General features: G+C 39.5%; 21 protein-coding genes and 2 riboswitches. Of the genes, 5 read left to right on the plus strand and 16 right to left on the minus strand.

What is annotated here, in order from left to right; genetic code table 11:
- Positions 1-61: 61 nt before the first annotated feature.
- Positions 62-173, minus strand: a riboswitch (SAM riboswitch).
- Positions 174-278: 105 nt separating this feature from the next.
- The 10 genes from M3182_RS04850 to M3182_RS04895 form a co-directional block, all read right to left on the minus strand.
- Entirely contained in the window at positions 279-1,589 is a 1,311-nt protein-coding gene (locus M3182_RS04850; RefSeq protein WP_251432384.1) for an O-acetylhomoserine aminocarboxypropyltransferase/cysteine synthase family protein, read from the minus strand.
- 211 nt (positions 1,590-1,800) lie between these two features.
- A riboswitch (SAM riboswitch) is annotated at positions 1,801-1,900 on the minus strand.
- Positions 1,901-1,998: 98 nt separating this feature from the next.
- Positions 1,999-2,328, minus strand: a complete 330-nt coding sequence (locus tag M3182_RS04855) for a hypothetical protein (RefSeq protein ID WP_251432386.1) — start codon at positions 2,326-2,328, stop codon at positions 1,999-2,001.
- A 173-nt stretch (positions 2,329-2,501) separates the two neighbouring features.
- Positions 2,502-2,813 carry a thioredoxin family protein gene (locus M3182_RS04860; RefSeq protein ID WP_251432388.1) on the minus strand — a complete coding sequence of 104 codons (312 nt, stop codon included), beginning with the start codon at positions 2,811-2,813 and terminating at the stop codon, positions 2,502-2,504.
- A 7-nt stretch (positions 2,814-2,820) separates the two neighbouring features.
- Positions 2,821-3,171, minus strand: a complete 351-nt coding sequence (locus M3182_RS04865) for a toprim domain-containing protein (protein WP_432806612.1) — start codon at positions 3,169-3,171, stop codon at positions 2,821-2,823.
- 334 nt (positions 3,172-3,505) lie between these two features.
- Entirely contained in the window at positions 3,506-3,745 is a 240-nt protein-coding gene (locus M3182_RS04870; RefSeq protein ID WP_251432392.1) for a YusG family protein, read from the minus strand.
- A 125-nt stretch (positions 3,746-3,870) separates the two neighbouring features.
- Positions 3,871-4,251, minus strand: a complete 381-nt coding sequence (gene gcvH, locus M3182_RS04875; protein WP_251432395.1) for a glycine cleavage system protein GcvH — start codon at positions 4,249-4,251, stop codon at positions 3,871-3,873.
- A gap of 96 nt (positions 4,252-4,347) precedes the next feature.
- Positions 4,348-4,707 (minus strand): arsenate reductase family protein, encoded by a 360-nt coding sequence (locus tag M3182_RS04880; RefSeq protein WP_251432398.1) that lies wholly within the window; start codon positions 4,705-4,707, stop codon positions 4,348-4,350.
- Positions 4,708-4,939: 232 nt separating this feature from the next.
- On the minus strand, positions 4,940-6,724 hold the full coding sequence (locus M3182_RS04885; protein ID WP_251432401.1) for an acyl-CoA dehydrogenase FadE: 1,785 nt from the start codon (positions 6,722-6,724) through the stop codon (positions 4,940-4,942).
- A gap of 33 nt (positions 6,725-6,757) precedes the next feature.
- A complete protein-coding gene (locus M3182_RS04890; RefSeq protein WP_251432403.1) occupies positions 6,758-7,933 on the minus strand; it encodes an acetyl-CoA C-acetyltransferase in 1,176 nt (391 codons plus the stop codon).
- Positions 7,934-8,077: 144 nt separating this feature from the next.
- Positions 8,078-10,462, minus strand: a complete 2,385-nt coding sequence (locus M3182_RS04895) for a 3-hydroxyacyl-CoA dehydrogenase/enoyl-CoA hydratase family protein (protein WP_251432406.1) — start codon at positions 10,460-10,462, stop codon at positions 8,078-8,080.
- 222 nt (positions 10,463-10,684) lie between these two features.
- On the opposite strand from M3182_RS04895, the gene M3182_RS04900 reads away from it, so the two are divergent.
- Positions 10,685-10,816 carry a YuzL family protein gene (locus M3182_RS04900; protein WP_090743131.1) on the plus strand — a complete coding sequence of 44 codons (132 nt, stop codon included), beginning with the start codon at positions 10,685-10,687 and terminating at the stop codon, positions 10,814-10,816.
- A gap of 59 nt (positions 10,817-10,875) precedes the next feature.
- Here the strand turns inward: M3182_RS04900 and M3182_RS04905 are convergent, their stop codons facing one another.
- The 6 genes from M3182_RS04905 to M3182_RS04930 form a co-directional block, all read right to left on the minus strand.
- Positions 10,876-11,793 carry a proline dehydrogenase family protein gene (locus tag M3182_RS04905; RefSeq protein ID WP_251557176.1) on the minus strand — a complete coding sequence of 306 codons (918 nt, stop codon included), beginning with the start codon at positions 11,791-11,793 and terminating at the stop codon, positions 10,876-10,878.
- A gap of 943 nt (positions 11,794-12,736) precedes the next feature.
- On the minus strand, positions 12,737-12,982 hold the full coding sequence (locus tag M3182_RS04910) for a DUF2573 family protein (RefSeq protein WP_251432413.1): 246 nt from the start codon (positions 12,980-12,982) through the stop codon (positions 12,737-12,739).
- A complete protein-coding gene (locus M3182_RS04915; RefSeq protein WP_251432416.1) occupies positions 12,979-13,752 on the minus strand; it encodes an IucA/IucC family C-terminal-domain containing protein in 774 nt (257 codons plus the stop codon). Before M3182_RS04915 ends, M3182_RS04910 begins: the two co-directional genes overlap by 4 nt.
- The gene (locus M3182_RS04920; RefSeq protein ID WP_251432419.1) at positions 13,745-14,566 is read right to left on the minus strand and encodes an ABC transporter ATP-binding protein; all 822 of its coding nucleotides are present in this window, start codon (positions 14,564-14,566) and stop codon (positions 13,745-13,747) included. Before M3182_RS04920 ends, M3182_RS04915 begins: the two co-directional genes overlap by 8 nt.
- A gap of 211 nt (positions 14,567-14,777) precedes the next feature.
- A complete protein-coding gene (locus M3182_RS04925) occupies positions 14,778-15,833 on the minus strand; it encodes a FecCD family ABC transporter permease (protein WP_251432422.1) in 1,056 nt (351 codons plus the stop codon).
- Positions 15,834-16,835, minus strand: a complete 1,002-nt coding sequence (locus M3182_RS04930; RefSeq protein ID WP_251557179.1) for a FecCD family ABC transporter permease — start codon at positions 16,833-16,835, stop codon at positions 15,834-15,836. It abuts the gene before it with no gap.
- Positions 16,836-17,039: 204 nt separating this feature from the next.
- On the opposite strand from M3182_RS04930, the gene M3182_RS04935 reads away from it, so the two are divergent.
- The 4 genes from M3182_RS04935 (at position 17,040) to M3182_RS04950 (ending at position 21,868) form a co-directional block, all read left to right on the plus strand.
- On the plus strand, positions 17,040-18,008 hold the full coding sequence (locus M3182_RS04935; RefSeq protein ID WP_251557181.1) for an ABC transporter substrate-binding protein: 969 nt from the start codon (positions 17,040-17,042) through the stop codon (positions 18,006-18,008).
- Between the two features lie 179 nt (positions 18,009-18,187).
- Complete coding sequence (locus M3182_RS04940) at positions 18,188-19,690, plus strand: spore germination protein (protein WP_251557183.1); 1,503 nt, start codon at positions 18,188-18,190, stop codon at positions 19,688-19,690.
- Positions 19,691-19,718: 28 nt separating this feature from the next.
- Positions 19,719-20,807 (plus strand): GerAB/ArcD/ProY family transporter, encoded by a 1,089-nt coding sequence (locus M3182_RS04945; protein ID WP_251557185.1) that lies wholly within the window; start codon positions 19,719-19,721, stop codon positions 20,805-20,807.
- A complete protein-coding gene (locus M3182_RS04950; protein WP_251557188.1) occupies positions 20,804-21,868 on the plus strand; it encodes a Ger(x)C family spore germination protein in 1,065 nt (354 codons plus the stop codon). The genes M3182_RS04945 and M3182_RS04950 overlap by 4 nt, the downstream gene beginning before the upstream one ends.
- Positions 21,869-21,888 lie beyond the last annotated feature (20 nt).

Genomic DNA, 21,888 nt, shown 5'->3' on the forward strand with positions numbered 1-21,888 from the left:
CACAATAAAAGCCCTTCTGCATATGAGCAGAAAGGCGTAATAATGTTTATTTTTAACCTTCCCCTCATCTTTCAAAGCATATGCTTTGTGTGAATTGGCACCATTTCACTAGCAAAACTAACGACGGTTGCCGGGCTTCATCGGGCACTTCCCTCCACCTCTCTTGATAAGAGCAATTGTATTAAATTTTGATAGTATTGTGAGTCTCTATTAATGAAAGTGATTTTACCATGGATAGATTAGAGTGTCAATTGATTCTAAATTATTATTAATCTTTGTTAGGCTTGCGCCGGAGCTGGAATACCAGTAGCCTTTAAAATCGCCTGTTCTAAATCTTCTAGTAGATCATTTACATTTTCAATTCCAATTGACAATCTGATTAAATCTTCTGAAACTCCTGAAGCTTTTAATCCTTCGGCATCTAATTGTTGATGGGTTGTACTCGCAGGATGAATAATTAAACTTTTAGCATCTCCGACATTTGCGAGATGTGACCAAAGTTCAATGGAATTAATTAATTTGGCCCCCGCTTCCCTACCTCCTTCGATTCCAAAAACTACAACAGAACCTGCTCCTTGCGGTAAGTATTTATCTGCAAGAGCTTTATCAGGATGCGCATCATGTCCTGGATACGATACCCAATTAACTGCAGGGTGTGCTTCTAGATATTCTACTACCTTCTTTGTATTGGCAACATGTTCTTTCATTCTTACATGAAGCGTTTCTAAACCGAGAGCAAATTGGTATGCATTTTGTGGACTTAATGCTGGTCCCATGTCACGCAGTAGCTGTACACGTGCTTTTGCGATATATGCAGCCGCACCTAATGCTTCACTATAAACTAAATCATGGTAACTAGCGTCTGGAGTGGTAAACCCAGGGAATTTTGGTGAACTCCAATCAAATTTTCCACCATCAACAATAATTCCTCCTAATGTCGTTCCATTACCAAGAAGCCATTTAGTTGCTGAGTGTATCACAATATCAGCACCATGCTCAATCGGACGACATAAATATGGAGTTGCAAATGTATTATCAATAATTAGTGGAATCCCGGCATCATGGGCTATTTTTGCGGTTGCTTCGATATCAAGTACTCTTAAGCTCGGATTTCCAATTGTTTCAGCAAATATTGCTTTTGTTTTATCCGTAATAGCTGAACGGAAGTTTTCAAGATTTGTTGAGTCCACAAGCTTTACATTGATTCCGTACTTTGGCAGGGTGACAGCGAAGAGGTTATATGTTCCGCCATATAACTGGGAAGAAGCGACAATTTCATCACCAGCATGGGCAATGTTTAAAATCGCTAGAGTAATCGCTGCCATTCCACTTGAAACAGCAAGTGCACCAATTCCGCCCTCAAGGAGAGCTACTCTTTCTTCAAACACAGTAACCGTTGGGTTGTGAATTCGACTATAAATGTAACCGTCTTCTTTTAATCCAAATAAATTCGCTGCGTGTTCCGTATCTTTAAATTGATACGCATTGCTCATATAAATCGGTAATGCCCTTGCTCCAGTTACAGGGTCTGCCTTTAACCCTCCGTGGACACTTAATGTTTCCAAGCGGTAATTTTTCTTCTCTGTCAAATCGATCTCCCCCTAATATCCTTTTTATGGTCTCTTTTTCAATCTTTGTAGGCTAATAACGCGAACATCTATAAAGAGCTTATATTCGATTTTTATGCCGAGTATAACCTACAGTTCGTTATACTCGGCATAAAAACTAAAAAACACCTTTACAAGCCTTGCCTTTCATGAAAAAAACCGCTTCGTAAAGAAGAGGTTCACACTTGTTCTCTCCTTATCTTTCAGAGTCATTTACTCTGGTGGATTTAGCACCGTGATCTACCGGTTGCTGGGCTTCATCGGGCCATTCCCTCCGCCTCTCTTGATAAGTACTGTTTATTAAATTAAATAGATAATAGCATTATGAAATATACCCGTCAACAATAATTCTGTTATTTCAAAAAGTTTACACATTTTTATGCAGTACCACTTATTTTGCTTTCTTCCCGGTTAAAAAAAACAAACTTTCTACCAATAGTTGATCTCTAAAACTCCCTGTTACTTGTATTCCATGATAAGAAATGCCATCCCTTAATTTTAGTTTCCCTTCTAGTAGTGAAGCAATAATTGGCGTTCTTCCATTAACCTCTATATCAGCTTGTACTGGTTCATTCATAATTACCTCTCCGTCTTGTAAAGAAAGGTGATACTTGTCTAACTCATTTCCAATCGCTAACGAAAACGTAGAATGATGAAACAATTCAAAGACATGACTTTTTGTTTGTAAACGATTCACAAACCCCTCAACGAGTTCGTCCAATTGAATTCCCCCTTTTCACAGGGTATTTCTCGATTCATTGGGAGGAATCCTGTTTATTTCCTTCGACAATTTCCTATTCTATTCACTGTTTTCGCCCACAAAAAAAGACAATCCCGATTAAATTGGAGGGCATTGTCTATCATTTCCCAAGAAATATGTCAAAATAAACTTAATCATAGGAGATATTGTTTAATTTTTTCATGTAAATATGGGACTGAATGAAATGCGAAGATTTTATCAACAACTTGGCCATCTTTAATGATTAATAAACACGGCACACTTTGCACCTCAAACTTCAGGGCCCACTCTGGATAATAATTTAAGTCAGCCTTCCCAAAGGTTAGGTTTGGAAAGAGTTGCGTCACCACCTCTAACATTCTCCCTGCCATTTGGCATGTCCCACATATTGGGGTATATAGATAGACAAACCCTACCTCTCCGTTTTGCATCAAGTGGTCCATATCTTTTTGCGACCATTCCTTCATTTTTAAATCATCCTTTTTCTAAAAACTCAGCATGTACATCAATATTCGCTCCTAATAGAACTGTAGCAAGGTGTTTTTCCGGAGCTGTGGCAACTTCTCTGTACGTCTTATCAATATATAAATGACTTGCTTCTGGAAACTCACGTTTAAACTGCTTCCTTAGCTTTTCCCCTGAGTCATCCGCATCCACGAGTATATAGACATCTTTGTAAAACAGATCCTCAATTAATTCATCTAATTTGGAAACTCCAATGGTTCCATTCGTACAAATAATATCGACCGGTTCATTTAATATGCTTTGAATCTTTTTCTTATCTGATGAACCTTCCACAATGATTACTTTACTCCATTCATCCATCATCATTACCACCGCCAAACCGACATTTCTTTATCGTATTTTTGCGGATTAGGGGATCCCCTGGTATGCGTACAAACCAGAACCACCTGTCCATAAAAATCCGATAAGTCCGACTAACCTGCTGTGGGAGTGAAAGAACCCCCATTGCTGGGTGTCTTCATATATTATATTTTCATCATTGTAAAAGAGATTGTGCATTTAAACTAAACTTATACTTATTTTCACTCTTTTAGAACAAGATTGCAAAACATTTGTCCGAAAACATACTTTTTTGCAAATAATGGTAGTCACCGGCATGGATAGAAAAACAGCGGATAAAAAATCCGCTGTTTAATTAGCACCAGCCACCGTCATCGCAATCTGTATAGCGAGGCTCTTCATTGCCAGGTACATAGACATGCTGGTAAATTTTATTCTGATCTGTTTCAAAATGTTTCTCTAATTGTACTGAGCTACCTTCAGGCAAAGAGATGCTCCCAACTTTTTCAGTTTCTAAATATAATTCAATCTTCCCGTTATTTAATTTCCCAGTAATTCGATCTGTTACATCTAACTTTTTAGGTTCTAAAGACATGGTACATCACCTCACCTTAAACTGGTACTGTTATTTTGCCCGATATTGTCGAGAATGGAGATGGTAATTAACGGTGATTCCCATATAGGAAAAACAGCATCCAGAGCGGATGCTGTTTCTTTTTATTATTCGTTAATCATTTGCTCATATTGTTCTGCAGTCATTAGCTTATCTGCTTCTGTAACATCACTTGGCTCAACAACAATCATCCAAGCTTTTTCATATGGTGATTCGTTCACAAACTCTGGGCTATCACTCAAATCTTCGTTCACTTCAACCACCTTACCGCTAATTGGCGCATAAAGTTCAGAAACTGTTTTTACAGATTCTACACTTCCAAACGGCTCATTTGAACTAATTTCATCGCCCACCTCTGGAAGTTCAACGAAGACAATATCTCCTAATTCGGATTGTGCGAATTCCGTAATTCCAATCCGTACTTTCTCTCCTTCTGTTTTTACCCATTCATGTTCTTTTGAATAACGAAGTTCTGTTGGTACAGCCATTTGAAAAACCCCTCCATTTAATTATGTATCTTAATCATTACATGAGTGGTCATCGTGCAGTGACCACTCATGAATAATACCAAAGTAAGAAATTCACTATTGAAGCCAAGTTGCTTCATATTCAGGTTCCTTAAACCCTACTGTTACCTTGCTTCCATCCGTTAACAAAGGACGCTTGATCAACATTCCATCTGAGGCTAGAAGGTCTAATAACTCGGTCTCACTAGCTGTTTTTACTTTGTCCTTTAAACCTAGTTCACGGTATTTCTGACCGCTCGTGTTAAAGAACTTTTTCAATTCTAACCCACTTTGTTTATAAAGCTGTTCTAGCTCATCTCTAGATGGAGGGTTGTCCACTATGTGTACTTCTTTGTACTCAATACCCTTTGCATCGAGCCACTTCTTTGCATTGCGACATGTGCCACATTTAGGATACCAGTAAAACGTTAATCCCATTTTTACACACCACCTATATTATGTATCCATTTATACCCTCTACACGGATATTACCATATACAGACGTAAAATTACTAATCATCTGAGTAATATTTTTAAACATCAAACAAAAGACAGGCCTCGCTTATTAGTCGAGACCTGTTCTTCTTTTAAATAGGTAATAAATATTGTTAAATTTGGAAAGTTTTCAATTTCTAGGCCGTACGCCGCTGATCAGGGAGCTTCCGCTTTTCTATACAATAAAGCGTTCGGCTTCGATTAACTTATCTGCTGCTTCACGTTTCATCGGAATTACATTGATTGGAGTATAACGTGTAAGCTTCTTGAATGCAGATAGCATCATGCGGAGAGCATCGCCTTCTTCTGATGCCACAAGTGTTTCTTTTGCATCTTGTTCGATTTTAATAAATGCTTCTTGGCAGAAAATTTGTGTATATAGAAGCTTTTGCTTGCTCTTCTCAAGTCCTTCTTTTTGGATTGCTTTTTCGGTACGTAAAACAACTGATTCCATCGCATATGTTTGAGAAACCATATCTGCAATGTTAACAAGAATTTCTTGTTCTTTATCAAGTGCTTTGCCGAACTTCTGAGCTGCCAATCCAATTGCCAATAAGGTAATCTTCTTCGCGTTTGCTACTAAATACTTCTCTTGTGCTAATGGCTCCGTTCCTGGCTCTTCAGGCATCATCATCATTAACTCTTCTTGGAGCTTTTGAGCTTGTTGGAATAATGGTAACTCACCTTTAAGTGCTTTACGCATATAAGTTCCAGGCACCAATAGACGGTTAATTTCATTTGTACCTTCAAAAATACGGTTGATACGAGCATCACGGTATGCACGTTCAATTTCGTATTCCTGCATAAAACCATATCCACCGTGGATCTGAACACCTTCATCGACAACATGATCAAGCGTTTCTGAAGCAAATACTTTATTTAAGGAGCACTCTATTGCATATTCAGCGACTGCAGCTGCAACTTTATGGCCATCATTTAAATCTTCTTTAGACATTTTGCCCATGCTATCTTCGTATAAACCAACCGTACGATACACAGAGCTTTCTGTTGCATAAATTTCAGATGCAAGTGTTGCAAGCTTTTCTTTTGTTAAGTTAAATTGAGAAATTGGTGTCTTAAACTGCTGGCGCCCGTTCGCATATTTTACTGTTAAGTTGAAGGCTTTCTTAGACCCACCAATGCCGCCTACACCTAATTTGTAACGACCGATGTTCAGGATGTTGAACGCAATCATATGACCTTTTCCTGGTTCAAATAGAAGGTTTTCAACTGGTACTGGAACATCTTCAAGAATTAATGTACGCGTTGAAGAACTCTTAATTCCCATTTTCTTTTCCTCAGCACCCGTAGAAACTCCAGGGAATTCACGTTCAACGATAAACGCTGTAAAATGTTCGCCATCAATTTTAGCGTATACAACAAATACGTCAGCAAATCCAGCGTTTGTAATCCATTGTTTCTCACCATTTAAAATATAATGTGTTCCTTCTGCATTAAGCTTCGCAGTTGTTCTTGCACCAAGTGCATCAGAACCGGAACCTGGCTCAGTTAAAGCATAGGCAGCAATTTTTTCACCAGTAGCTAATGCTGGCAGGTATTTGGCTTTTTGTTCTTTATTACCGAACAAGACGATTGGTAACGATCCAATCCCTACATGTGCACCATGTGATAGTGAGAAACCACCAGAACCAGACATTTTTTCAGTAATTAAGGAAGAACTAATTTTATCCAACTCTAAACCGCCATATTCTTCTGGAACATCTGCACCAAGAAGTCCAAGGTCCCCGGCTTGCTTTAACAATTTTACCGTGCGATCAAATTCATGGTTCTCAAGATATTCAATTTGTGGACGAACTTCGCCTTCCACAAAATCTTCTGTTGTTTTTGCAATCATAATTTGTTCATCAGTAAAATCCTCTGGAGTATAAATTTGCTCAGGAGTTACATCCTCAATTAAGAAACTTCCACCTTTTAGCACTTTATCTGTTTGGTTTGCCATCCTTGTATTCCTCCATTCTAATATTTATAAGTTTTATAGAAGTTCAAACACACCAGCAGCTCCCATTCCGCCGCCAATACACATTGTTACAACACCAAATTGAACATTTCTACGCTTCATTTCATGAATAAGAGACAATGTTAGTTTCGCACCTGAACAACCTAGTGGATGCCCTAATGCAATCGCACCACCGTTAACATTCACGATGTCCTCATCTAAACCTAATTGGCGAATAACTTGAATCGATTGAGAAGCAAACGCTTCATTTAATTCAAATAAGCCAACATCTGATAGCTCTAGACCCGCTAATTTAAGCGCTTTTGGAATTGCCACAACCGGACCGATTCCCATCACTTCTGGTGGAACTCCACCAAGAGCGAATGAACGGAACTTTGCCATCGGAGCTAAACCTAAAGAATTTGCTTTTTCACGATCCATCACCATAACAGCAGCTGCACCATCACTTGTTTGTGAAGAGTTACCTGCTGTCACCGTTCCAGTAACTGAGAAGGCTGGACGTAATTTAGAGAGTACATCTATGGTTGTACCTGGACGAACTCCTTCATCCTGGGTAAATTGGAAGCTTTTTTCTACTGATTTATTGTCTTTACCTACTGTTTGAATCGTGACATCAACTGGAACCGTTTCATCAACGAACTTTCCTTCTTGGAGAGCTTTGGCTGCGCGTTGATGACTTCTTACAGCAAAGGCATCCTGTTCTTCACGGGAAATGCCATATTTTTTTGCAACCTCTTCAGCTGTATGCCCCATGCCCATATAATATTCCGGAGCTGTTTCAGCAAGTTTTGCATTTGGTCGCATAACATGACCGCTCATCGGTACCATGCTCATTGATTCGGCACCGCCAGCAATAATCGTATCCGCATGACCAAGCATAATCTTTTCCGCACCGGTAGCGATTGTTTGCAATCCAGAAGAGCAAAAACGATTGACCGTCATTGCAGGAACTTCATAAGATAAACCTGCTAAAGCTCCGATATTTCGTGCCATATTTAAGCCTTGCTCAGCCTCTGGCATTGCACATCCGATTATTAAATCATCAATATTTCCTTCATAGTTACCAGCACGCTTTAATGTTTCTTTGACAACAAGTGCTCCGAGATCATCTGGACGTACAGTAGCTAGTGAACCTTTCTTCGCTCTCCCAACTGGGGTTCGAGCTCCGGCAACAATTACTGCTTCTCTCATTCCATTCCCTCCAATTCAATTGATCGACCCGTCACTATCTATCCCTAACAGGGGAATATCGCTTTTCTCCAAAGTGAAGAATTAACCTACCCCCTGTTAGATTCAGGATTTCTGTTAAACTAGTTACTTATTAAACTAGTGTTATTAATTACGAAGGGGCTTTCCTTTTACAAGCATATGTTGCATGCGTTGCTGTGTTTTCGGTTGAGCCACTAATTTTAGGAACGCTTCTCTTTCAAGATTTAATAGGTACTCTTCATCTACTTCTGTACCATATGGAACTTTACCACCTGATAAGACATAGGCAACTTGCTTAGCGATTTCAACGTCGTGTTCGGAAATAAAACCTGACAAACGCATTTGTTCTGCTCCAAGCAATAATGTTGCATATCCTGGTTCTCCAACAACTGGTACTTTCTTTCGAGCTGGTGCTGAATAACCACTGTTATATAGATGAAGAACTGCTTGCTTGGCATCATATAGTAAGTGGTCACCGTTTACACTAACTCCATCAGTTTTCCCCAAGAAGTTATTGTCACGTGCTTCTTCTCCAGAAGTAGAGGTTTTCGCCATCGCAATGTTTTCAAATACTTTATTCACCACTTGTTGCAAATCAAACTGTACTCCATTCGGGAGTCCTTCAAGATGCTTGATGTACAATTCTTTGTTTCCACCACCACCAGGTAGCAGACCAACACCTACTTCGACAAGTCCCATATACGTTTCCATTGAAGCCTGGATATGTGCCGCTGGGAGACAAACCTCCGCTCCTCCACCAAGTGTCATGCCATGAGGAGCCGCCACAACTGGTTTTGGACTATATTTAATATTCATCATTGCTTGTTGGAATTGACGTACTGTCATATCCAATTCAAAATAATTATCATCTTGGGCCTCCATTAACATCATTGCTAAGTTGGCACCAACACAGAAGTTCTTGCCTTGATTTCCTATCACAAGCCCTTTATAGTTTTTCGCTACTTCTTCAACGGAGTAATTGATCATTTGTATAACATCAAGACCAATTGAATTGTTTGGTGAATGGAATTCAAGCAGCGCTACTCCATCACCAATATCGATTAAGCTTGCGCCAGCGTTCTTTTTGATGACACCTTTTTCCGCTTTCACTTGCTTTAAGTTAATAATCTTTGGATTCACTTCGATCGCACGATATTCACCTTGGTGATAGAAGGACTTCACTCCATTATCATTTTTATAGAAAGAAGTGTGACCGTTTGCTACCATTTCTTTCACCCACGCTGGTACGACAGTGCCCTCAGACTCCATCTTTTGCACGGACTGTTCAAGCCCAATTGCATCCCATGACTCAAACGGTCCCATTTCCCAGCCGAATCCCCATTTCATCGCATTATCAATTGAAACGATATCATCGGCAATGGTTCCTAATAATTCAGCAGAATAGATAAAGACTGGGCTGAATACATTCCATAATAGCTGCCCGGCACGGTCTTCCGCATATACAAGCGCTTTCATTTTGTTGGCTGTGCCTTTTTGCTGCTTACTTGCTTCAACAGCTGGAGTTTTCAATTTTTTACGTGGACCATATTCCAGTGTATTTGGATCAAGTTCAACAATCTCTTTGCCTTCCTTTTTAAAGAAACCTTGACCTGATTTGCTACCAAGCCAACCGCGTTCAATCATTTCTTTTATAAAACTTGGGACTTCGAATACCTCTTTCTCAGCTCCATCAACTTGTTCGTAAACATTATTGGCAACATGATAGAACGTATCTAAACCTACAACATCTAATGTGCGGAACGTTGCGCTTTTAGCACGACCAATGAGAGGGCCTGTAACCGAATCAACTTCACCAACACTGTATCCGCCTTTCATCATTTCACGAACCGTCACAAGCAATCCGTATGTTCCAATTCGGTTTCCAATGAAGTTCGGTGTATCTTTTGCTTCAACAACTCCCTTACCAAGGCGGTCTTCTCCAAACGTCTTCATAAAAGAAAGGACTTCTGGGTCTGTATCCTTAGTAGGAATAATTTCTAGTAATTTCAAGTAACGAGGTGGGTTGAAAAAGTGAGTTCCCAGGAAATGTCTGCGGAAATCTTCAGACCTACCTTCAGACATCGCTTCAACCGAGATACCTGACGTATTTGAACTAACAATGCTACCTGGTTTTCTATATTGATCAACTTGTGTAAATACTTTTTTCTTAATGTCAAGATTCTCGACAACAACTTCAATAATCCAATCAACTTCATTCAGTCTCTGCATATCATCTTCAAAGTTACCAGCTTCGATTAGGGCTAAATTTTTTCTAGATGCGAGTGGAGCTGGCTTTTGTTTCAAAAGTTTTTTAATCGCTCCCTCACTAATGCGATTTCGGACTTGTTTATCCTCTAGTGTTAATCCTTTTACTTTTTCTGCCTCAGTTAATTCACGAGGCACAATATCAAGCAAAATAGTTGGAATTCCGATATTAGCCAAGTGTGCTGCAATCCCAGACCCCATTACTCCTGAGCCTAAAACAGCTGCTTTTTGGATTTGTCGCATCAAATCTGTCTCCCCCTTTTACATGGTTTGAATGAATACTCATTCATTTTTGTTCCAAAAAAAAATGACCTGAATGAGTTCTGCTACTAATACTATAAAATATTAAAAAAATTTACGCAATAAGTACATCACTAAAAAAGGAAAATTTTTTGATTTTTATTTCAAAATTATAATTTTTACTTGAATTTCATCACAATGGATATGCTAATTAACGGGGGTGAAACAATGGCTCGTTTAAAAAAGGATCCGTCAAAACGTGGTGTTAGCGCGGCAAGCGTCAAAGGAAATGCAGGTCCTACTGTTGAAAATGACGGTGGCGGTAAAGTAAATAGTCAAAACAACCAGTATAAAAAGTAAGTATAATTAGTTGAGTAGCATAATAAATAAACAGGTGGATATGTATCCACCCTGTTTATTTATTTTTTTATAAGCCCTTTTATCACAAACCACACATTCGCAGGTCGTTCCGCCAAGCGTCTCATAAAATAACCATACCAATCTGTGCCATAAGGGAGATAAACGCGCATCAAGTAGCCTTTATCCGCTAATTCTTGTTGCCGCTCAGGACGAATTCCATAAAGCATTTGAAATTCAAATTGGCTCAAAGGAATGTTTTTTTCTTTCACAAACTTTATCGTTTCCTCGATCATGCGGTCATCATGACTCGCAACAGCGGTATAGTTCCCATTCAACATGTGCATTTTTATTAGTTTTATTAGATTTTCATCCACATCCTTTTTAACAGGAAATGCGACCTCTGGAGATTCCTTATAAGCGCCTTTTACTAAGCGGAGATGTGGCTTTAACTTTTTCAAATCTTGGATATCTTGTTGTGCCCGGTAGAGATATGCTTGGATAACTGTGCCTAGGTAATCGTACTGTTGACGCAATTCTTTAAATATATCAATCGTCATCTGGCAGCGGGAGTAGTCTTCCATATCGATTGTCACAAATACCTGACATTCTTCTGCTTTTGAAAGAATTTTTTTCATATTTTCCAATGCGAGTTCTCTCGATAAGTCGAGTCCCATTGAAGTCAATTTAACACTTAACTGTGCATCTAGTTTTTCCTTTCTAATGACTTCAATCATCTTTATGCATTGGTTCACTCTCTCGACTGTATCCGCTTTGTTATCAATAAATTCTCCCAAATAATCAACAGTTACTGCCAGCCCCTTCTCGTTTAGAGCCTTAATTGCTTCAACAGCTTCCTCCAAACTGCTTCCCGCAACAAAACGAGCAGCACCCAGTCGCAACCCGTACTTCTTCGCCAGCCTTGTCATCATCCGATTTTGGGACAGATAAAGAAAAAAATTTCTTAACCATTTTTCCATTTTTCCACACTCCCCCTAGCTAGAATGACTTTTAAAGCGCTTTCACCCTAAGAATAAAAGAAACGACCTCCCTTGTTTTCAAGTGGCAATCAAAGGCCTTGTATTGAATGAACTAAATTTTTACCGTTTCTATATAAGTATAAAAACAGCTTGTTTACTGTTCTTTTTTTATAAATGCTCTTTTCTTATATAATGTTGTTTTTTGAGATAAAAAGAAAAGAATTAGCTATATCTTCACTGCAAATGACTTTAGACTATGAAAAAAGAGCGGCAAACTAAGTATGAAGGCACAATAGTTTATTCAAGGTAAAAAATCGGCCTATAGATTTTAACAACACGGCACGGAAACAGCCGCGTAATGCTTGCGGATCCGCTCAATGGACTAGAGCTGGATTTTCTCGGTTACCGCTTAATTCTTTTAATATTGGCTCGGGCATCGAGACGACCGCTCGCTTACCGGTAACCTCTTTTTTTCACCCCGGCGGGCACCGAGACGGCTTCTCACTTACCGTTCACTCCTTTTTTTCACTCCGGCGGGCACCGAGACGGCTTCTCGCTTACCGGTCACTCCTTCTTTTCACCCCGGCGGGCATCGAGACGACCGCTCGCTTACCGGTAACCTCTTTTTTTCACCCCGGCGGGCACCGAGACGGCTTCTCACTTACCGTTCACTCCTTTTTTTCACCCCGGCAGGCACCGAGACGGCTTCTCGCTTACCGGTCACTCCTTTTTTTCACCCCGGCGGGCACCGAGATGGCTTCTCGCTTACCGGTCACTCCTTTTTTCACCCCGCCGGGCACCGAGACGACCGCTCGATTACCGGTATCCTCTTTTTTTCACCCACATGGGTACCGAGACGGCCCCTCGTTTACACTGCATCAGGATCTTCAACCAATGAAAATATAAATAAAAAAACCACCCGCGTAGTGGATGGTTCAATGTTCTATTCCTTTTTTCGGTTTTGTTCATTCAGTTCTTTTATTTCTTTAATGACTTGCATGATATTCTCTTTCGCATCAGGATAGGTCTTATTCCAATGTTGCGCAAGAGGTGGCATTGTTTTTGCAATGTGATTATAAATGATCCATGCCTTTACTTTTTCTTTGTATTCATTTGATGAATGGCCAACTAATAACTCTGCATACTTCTCTAGCAATCCATCAAGCTGTTCTGTTAACTTTTCATTCAATTTTTATTCCTCTTCCCTGTACTAAATTTCTTGCAATATAATGGGCACGTCTTACAATAGGTCCTTTTTGCTCCTAGCCGGTAAGTAAAACAACAAGTCTTACGAATTCGAATCGACTCATTTAATTCCTCCAGAAACACTGGTTCATCCGTATAGAGCTGAAGGGGATTTCGTTTATAAGTTCCAAACAGTTCACCGGGCGCCTGCTCAACAATATACTGATAATCTTGTTTCCCTAAAGTTTGTTGAGGGTCAAGGACCTTTTCATATAGCCAAAATAGATATACAGCAATATTTTCCCATAGGATAAACCTTGATATTTTTGATTCTTGTGCAAGAGACTCCAATATAGGCGAAAGAATCTCCTTAAATAAATGCTCTAGAGCCTGGTCTCTCCATTTTACTCTATCTCCATTTGGACAACTTTCTGCCAGCAAATGATTAAAATAGTATTCTGGAAGCCAATTGCCTTCCCGCTTTGAGCTTTGTAGGTAAAGAGAATCTAAATTAAAGTGGAGCCGTTTATTCCACGAAGACAGAGCATAGAGGTAAATAACCGCAACAAATGCAAATCGTTTCATAAAAACAGACGCTGCAACATTCAGATCCGGTGCCTGAATTTCAGCCTGTACATCCTCAAGAAAGGTCTTCATATTGTCACTATGTATAAGAGTACCAATAGAGACAGATGTGCTTTCCTGATCTAACACATCAACATACCTAAACCGCGATAGCTCGACTGATTCTTGTTCCGTTAATGGATCATACATTAGTCACTTCACCTTTCCGCCTAAGAACTCGTCCCTTTCCGTACGGAATGCACAGAGGCGTTCCAAACAACGGGTCAATAGTGACGTCACATTTCAAGTCAAAAACAGCTCGAACGAGATCTTGATCGATAATTCTTTCTGGTGCACCTTGATCAAAAATTCGTTGGTCTTTAATCGCGACAATATTATGGGCATAACGACAAGCAAGATTTAAGTCATGCAGAACCATTAAAATGGTTCTCCCTTCTTTTTCATTCAAGTCAAATAAAAGGTCAAGTATTTCAATTTGATGTGTCATATCAAGGTATGTAGTTGGTTCATCTAATAAAATAATATCTGTATCCTGTGCAAGTGTCATCGCGATCCATGCTCTCTGCCGTTGTCCTCCCGATAGAGAATCGACAGGACGATCTTTTAATTCTTCTATTCCAGTAGCCCTTAATGCATCTGTTACTTTTTTTTCGTCTTCCTCCGACCATTGTTTTAGCCAATTTTGATAAGGGTATCGGCCCTGTTTTACAAGCTGAAGAACAGTCAAACCTTCCGGTGCTAATGGTGATTGAGGTAGGATTGCCAGTCGCTGTGCTACATCTTTTGTAGAAAGTTTTGAAATCGCTTTGCCTTCAAGCAGAACAGAGCCGGAATGGGGTTTTAATAACCTTGCAATGGAGCGAAGCAAGGTGGACTTCCCACAACCATTTCCGCCGATAAAAACGGTAATTTCTCCTTTAGGAATAACCAAATCCAACTCATTGATAATAATTGTATTCCCATAAGAAAGTGTTAACTTTTCTGTTTTAATTGATGATTTCATCCCTTTCCCCTCGCTTCAATTTTTGTGAATTCTTCTCTTAATCTTTGTTGCTTTTTATGATGAAAACGAAGTGTTTTGACTACCTTGCCCTTAGAACAGCCTTACAACAATAAAAGTCCATACGTTCCCTTTAAGTCAATTAATAGCGTTCCTCACGTTTAAAAGTGATATAAGGTTTTAAAAATAATCTTTTCTAAGGCAGATTTATGAATTAATGATTTCTTGTTTTAAATAACAAGTAAATAAAATATGGTGCCCCAATTGCGGCTGTAAACACACCAGCTGGAATTTCGAGTGGTGAGAAAAAAGTCCGTCCGATTAAATCGGCGATCATCACCAGAATCCCGCCAATGAGCGCTGAGACTGGTAACAAAGCACCAAAAGCAGAACCAACAAGCCTCCTTGCCATATGAGGAGCCATTAAACCTACAAACCCTATCCCTCCTGCAAACGCAACGGAACTTCCAATTAAAGCAGTACTTATCATCAGCAGAATGAATCTTTGCCTCTGTACATGACCACCGACCCCAGTAGCGATTTCGTCCCCTAGTTCTTGAACATTCACCGTCCTTGACATAGCAAAAGCCAATGCGACAAAAATGAGAATAACAGGGACAAGAATCCGAACTTCATTCCATGTTGAACCATGAACGGTACCTGTAATCCATATATTGGCTTGACTAGCACGAAAGATTGGACCAAGAATTAAAAACAAGGTTGTTAAGGCCTGCATCAACGTCGAGATTCCGATCCCAATTAAAACTAACCGAATCGGCGAGACACCATTTTTCCATGCGAGCACATAAACAATGAATGCCACAACGGCTGCTCCAATGAAAGCTGCAACGGGCATCCACTGTATGCTGACTGTTAGTGCATTATTTTTATCACTAAAAATGGCTAGGAAACTAACAACGGCTACAGCTGCTCCTCCAGTAATCCCTAAAATATCTGGTGAAGCTAGTGGATTCCGGATCATTCCTTGTAGCAAACCACCAGCAACCGCAAGACCAATTCCTACCATTAATGCGACAATGATACGTGGCATTCGAAACGATTGGACCACTAAACGCTCCATATCTGAACCACCACCAAAAAAGACTTGAAGAACCGTTAGTGGACCTATTTTCATTTCTCCTAACCCTGCACTCAGAATGAAAGTAACTGCTGTGATGATGAGCAGCACCAAGCTAACTCTGGTTGCCTTTTTATCAATTAAAAACGATACTTGTCCATTTAGTGCCCTAAAGCTACGATATTTCCTCATCTAGCGCCCGAACCCCCTTCTTGCGATATAAACAAAAAACGGGGTTCCAATGATCGCTGTCATGACTCCAACCGGAACTTCTTGAGGAATGATGACATACCGAGCAGCAATATCCGCTCCTAAAAGCAACATTCCCCCGAATAATCCTGCAAACGGGATTAGCCAGCGATGATCTGTTCCAACTACGGCTCTGGCAACATGTGGAACAACAATCCCGATAAAACCAATCGGACCAGCTACTGCAACCGCTCCACCAGATAAGAGAATAATGATGACTCCGGCACCTAGCTTAACCAAACCTGTATGTAAACCGAGGCCCTTGGCCACATCTTCCCCCATTGATAGAACATTCATTTTTGTGGCAATAAGTAGTGAAGCAAGCCAACCAATTAAAAAGTATGGTAGAACACTCATTAAAATCTCAAGTTTTCTTCCTTGAACAGAACCAGCTAACCAGAAAAGGACTTGCTCTAAAGCCGCTTCATTGAGAACAAGCAATCCTTGAGTAAAAGAAGAAAACATTGCGGCAATCGCTGCTCCGGCAAGAGTCAGCTTCATCGGAGTTAATCCTTCCCTGCCAGCGGACCCAATCCCATATACACTAATAGCGGCAATCGCTGCTCCTAAAAAAGAAATCCAAGTATAAGACTGAAGACTCCCCACTGAGAACATCGTTACCGCAACTACAACAGCAAACCCAGCTCCAGCATTCACTCCAAAAATCCCAGGTGAAGCAAGAGGATTTTTCGTAAGCGTCTGCATTAAAACCCCTGCCATCGCCAAACTAGCACCAACAACCGCGGCAATTAAAGCTCGAGGGAGCCTTACGGACTGAATGACGATATGTTCATTTGTTCCATTAAAGTCAGTAAAAGATTGATAAGCAATTTTCCAGCTTGTGTCTGTATATCCATAAACAATGCTTGCACATCCTAAGATTATAAGAAGCACCACAGATAGGAACAAGCCTGACCATCGCTGTTTTGAAGTTCTCAAAAGCATGATGACTTCCCTTTCGAATAAAGTAAATTCCCTATTATAGACACTCTTTAGTCTATTGCAGCTGTTAAACAGTGTCAATGATTGTGAGAATCATTTTCAATTAATACATTCAAACAATATTGACAATTGACGTGATCTCTATTACCCTAAAAATACCCTAATTGAAAATGATTATCATTATTAATTTTATCTGGAGGTTTTTTTATGACAAAAGCGAAACTTACCCTACCCTTTCTCACGCTATTCATCATCATGATGTTGGCTGCGTGTGGTGGAAATACGGATGAAGCAAACGAACAACCAGATTCCAACAACGCTACTGAAGATACAAGCTACACAGTGGAAAATGCAATGGAAACCGTCACACTTGATAAAACTCCCGAAAGAGTAGTGATTTTAACAAATGAAGGCACGGAGGCCCTTCTCGCGCTTGGAGTGAAACCTGTCGGTGCGGTTCAATCTTGGACTGGAGATCCTTGGTACGACCATATTGCCTCTGAAATGGAAGGCGTTGAAGTGGTTGGCGTGGAGAGTCAAGTTAACGTTGAAGCAGTCGCAGCACTAAAGCCGGACTTAATCATTGGAAATAAGTTACGCCAAGAAGATATTTATGAACAACTAAGCGCTATTGCTCCTACTGTATTTGCTGAAACGATAAAAGGCAACTGGAAAGAGAACTTTGAGCTATACGCTAAGGCTGTCAATAAAGAAGAAGAAGGCAATCAAATTCTAAGTGATTATGATAACAGGATAACTGAACTAAAGACAGCGCTTGGTGAAGAGCTCAAAAAAGAAATTTCGATGGTTCGTTTTGTCGCAGGCGATGTACGAATTTATCATAAAGATAGCTTTTCAGGTGTGATCTTAGATCAAATTGGTTTTGCTCGCCCAGAAGAACAGGATAAAGATGACTTCGCTGAAAAAAACGTAACAAAAGAACGAATTCCAGCAATGGATGGAGATGTGCTTTTTTACTTCACCTATGAAGTTGGCGATGGCGAAGCAACGGAACTAGAAAAAGAATGGATTGAAGACCTATTGTTCCAAAACCTCGAGGTTGTAAAAAATGGAGAAGTACACAAAGTTGATGATGCGATTTGGAATACAGCTGGCGGAGTGATAGCAGCCAATTTAATGCTTGATGATATTGAAAAGTTCTTTTTAGAAAAGTAACTTTTTCTATGGCCCTGCAGTGATTTGTAAACTGCAGGGCTTTTTTGCGTTTGCTCTTTTCTCACTAACCGACTTTGACTTTGTTCTCTTTCACGTATGACTGAACATTGATGGCTTGGTTACATATAAACACCATATTTGGAAACAATAAATGCCAAACTGCCAAAGTGGTGAGGAAAATGAATAATTTCTTTAAAAAGAAAAAGCGCTGGTTACAGAAAAGCGAACGTTCAGTTGAAAAACAAGAGCAAGAAATAAAGAAGTCTTTAGATTATTCAAAGACTCATTTTATTAATCAAAAAAACAACAAGACTTTTACCCTTACTTTTATACAAACTTTAGTGGATGACAAAATTGTTAACAATAATATGCTTCCACCTTTAATAGAAGAAGAGATTGCTTCTGTTAAAGAAGTTGAAAAACGATTGCCCATGAGTGACATATTCGTCTCAAAAGATAAAAACGAGATTGAAAACAAGCTATTTCATGGATATGTCATGGTGACATTTGATGATTCCCCGGAAGAATTTGCTTTTATTGGAGCTGCCAAAAATATTGGTCGTTCCGTGACATCGCCAGAAATTGAGTTCAGTGTTGTTGGGCCAAAAGAAGCCTTTATTGAGTCGCTTGATCAAAATATCAATATGATTCGAAAACGGCTACCGATTAAGGAGTTAATTGCTGAGGAATTTAAAATTGGGGAACTGACAAAAACAAAAGTATGTCTTCTCTATATCGATGGAGTGACAAACAAACAAATTATTAATACGGTACAACAGCGTTTAAGCGAAATTGATAAAGATGAAATTTCGGATAGCTCATATTTAACACAAATTATTTCCGATAACGGAAATTCTCCTTTTCCACAACTACTTGATTCGGAAAGACCTGACAGAATTGTTGCGAGCCTTGCTGAAGGGAAAATTGCGATCGTTGTTGACGGTTCTCCACATGTGTTGATTGGACCAACGCAGTTAACAGAGTTTTTCAACTCATTCGAAGACTATTTACTGAATTGGATACTCGCTTCGTTTATCCGATTGATTCGTTTATTTGCCGTAACTTTTTCCATTATGATTACACCCATTTATGTTGCCGTCGTTACATACCATTATGAACTAATTCCAAAAGACTTACTGAGTACGTTAATTATTTCAAGGAGAGTGATTCCGTTCCCTCCCATTCTTGAGGCTCTGTTTCTCGAAGTAACCATTGAATTGTTACGTGAAGCCGGGGCACGATTGCCAACTAAGGTTGGTCAGACAATCGGTATCGTGGGTGGTATTGTGTTAGGAACGGCATCCGTTGAGGCTGGCTTAACGAGTAATGTTCTTTTGATTTTCATTGCACTTTCAGCCCTCGCCTCGTTCACGACACCTGTTTATCAGATGAGTAATACGATTCGTATCTTACGTTTTCCGTTTTTGTTCATGGCTGAATTATGGGGGTTACTAGGCATAACCATTGCCTTTGGGTTTTTACTTACCCATTTGTTGCGATTAACCTCACTAGGGCAACCCTTTATGGAACCCATCTTTCCATTTAGAGTAAAAGATTATAAAGATGCCTTATTTCGATTTCCATTTAATATGCAAGCGAAACGGCCGATCTTTCTTCGTACCGAAAAGCCGCAACGTTTTAGCGAAGAAAAGGCAAAGAAAAAGAAAGATATTGATGAATAATTTCTAGGAACCATTGGAGGAATTGACCATGCAGGAACCCGTCCATGAGAGATTACAAATATCGCCTTTTATGGCTGCTTTTATTGTGATGGCCATGCAATTCGGAATCGGTGTTCTCGGTTTTCAACGAATCGTTGCAAAAGAAGCGGGATATGATGCATGGATATCAATTATTGGGATCGGTTTACTCGTCCATTTTATTGTTTGGATTATGTATCGAATTTGTGAAGCCGTCGATGGAGATATTTTAACTGCTAATGTTTATGTGTTTGGCAAAGCAATCGGAAATACCATTAATAGTTTTTTTATTATTTACTTTATCTCAGCATGTGTTGCTGTTCTTGGCGGCCTAGTAGAGGTCATTCGGACATGGATGTTTCCTAATTTAAGTCCGTTATTATTTGGAAGCATGTATTTAATATTAGGAATCTATATCGTATATGGCGGGTTTCGAACAGTAACGGGGATTTCGTTTTTTGGTCTTGTCATACCGTCTTATTTACTATTTTCATTTGCCTATGCAATTCGATATGGTGACTTCACCAATTTACTTCCAATTTTGGATCATAGTCCACTCGAACTGCTAAAAAGCGCCTACAGTATGTCATTTACCGTGCTTGGTTTTGGGGTTCTGTTATTTTTCCATCCGTTTATAAAAAACCCAGAAAAATCAAAGAAATGGGTTCATGGTGGCATATTTTTGATAACGTTGATTTATGCCATTTTAGCAATTATTAGCTTTGCTTATTTTCCCCCTGCCCTTCTTAACAAATCGATTTGGGCCACTTTGGAAATGTGGAAAATTGTAAGACTTCCGATTATTGAACGATTTGAATATTTGGGGATTGCCAATTGGTCATTAATCATACTTCCGAATGTTGCGATTTGCTTATGGACCGCAAGCAGGGTCATCAAACACGTCTTTCATCTAAGACAACGGAAAGGAGTATGGTTTGTTGCAGCTATATGCTTACTTCTTATTTTGATAGTAGATAGCCGTGAGAGAATGGATATGTTTACAAGTTTTCACGGGAAAATTGGTTTTGGGCTAGCTTTTGTCTATACCCCGTTGCTTTACCTTGCAATAATAATAGCGAAGAAGGTGAAAAAAAAGTGAAAAAATACTTTTTCATTCCACTTCTCCTATTTACCGTACTTTTAGCCGGATGTATAAATAAAAAAATTATTGATGATGTAAATATCACTACGGGAATTGGGATTGATAAAGAGGGCGAGCAATACTTAGGAAGTGCCATGATTCCGGTGTATAACCCTGATAAATCGATTGAAAACTTTATCTTCACGGCTAAAGGAACAGTGGTTCGCGACCTCATGTTTCAAATGCAACAAACGTCATCACAGCCTATCGTTGGTGGAAGTCTAGATGTTACCTTATTTGACGAAACCGTAGCCCGTGAAGGCATTCCACATGTTCTTGATGTATTCCTACGCGACCCTAGTGTTGGGGCAAGAGTACACTTGGCGGTGGTCGATGGAAAAGCGAAAGATATTTTTGAAGGCAAATATGGGGATCGCGGCAACGGTCGATACCTTGCGGAACTGATTGAATCCAATTATAAAACTGGAAATCTCCCTTTAACCAATTTACATCAATTTCTCCACGATTATTACCAAAAAGGAAAAGACCCTGTTTTACCTTACTTAAGGCAAACACGGCCAGATTTAGTCAATATTGCCGGTTTGGCCCTCTTTAAAGGGGAAAAAGTCGTTGATGTCCTTGACGAGAATAAATTGTTTTATTTCAAGCTCATGGTTGACTATTATAGCGAAGGCGCATTAAAAATAAAAGATGAACATGGAGAATCTTTTATTAAAAGCATTCATTCTACGTACAATTTTAAGGTAAAGAACAGAAACCCTTATAAATTCTCCGTTACCCTTGAAGTCGATGGGATGCTAACAGAACATACGGGGAAATCGTTAGAAAAAGGAGAAATTAAAAGAATTGAAAAACAAATGGAAAAGCAGATTAAAAAAGAATGTTTAGCACTCCTAGAACGATTTCAGGAAAATAAAATTGACCCGGTTGGAATCGGGCATTTTATCAAAACACAAACCCGCAATTTTGATTTTAAAAAATGGGAAGAGAGCTACCAAAATGCCAGCTTTGATGTGGATGCAAAAGTAAAAATAGTCGAAGTCGGTGTCATTGAATAAGAAAAGCGGAGGCGACTGTT

This window comes from Mesobacillus maritimus, assembly GCF_023715205.1.
Lineage (GTDB): Bacteria > Bacillota > Bacilli > Bacillales > Cytobacillaceae > Mesobacillus_B > Mesobacillus_B maritimus_C.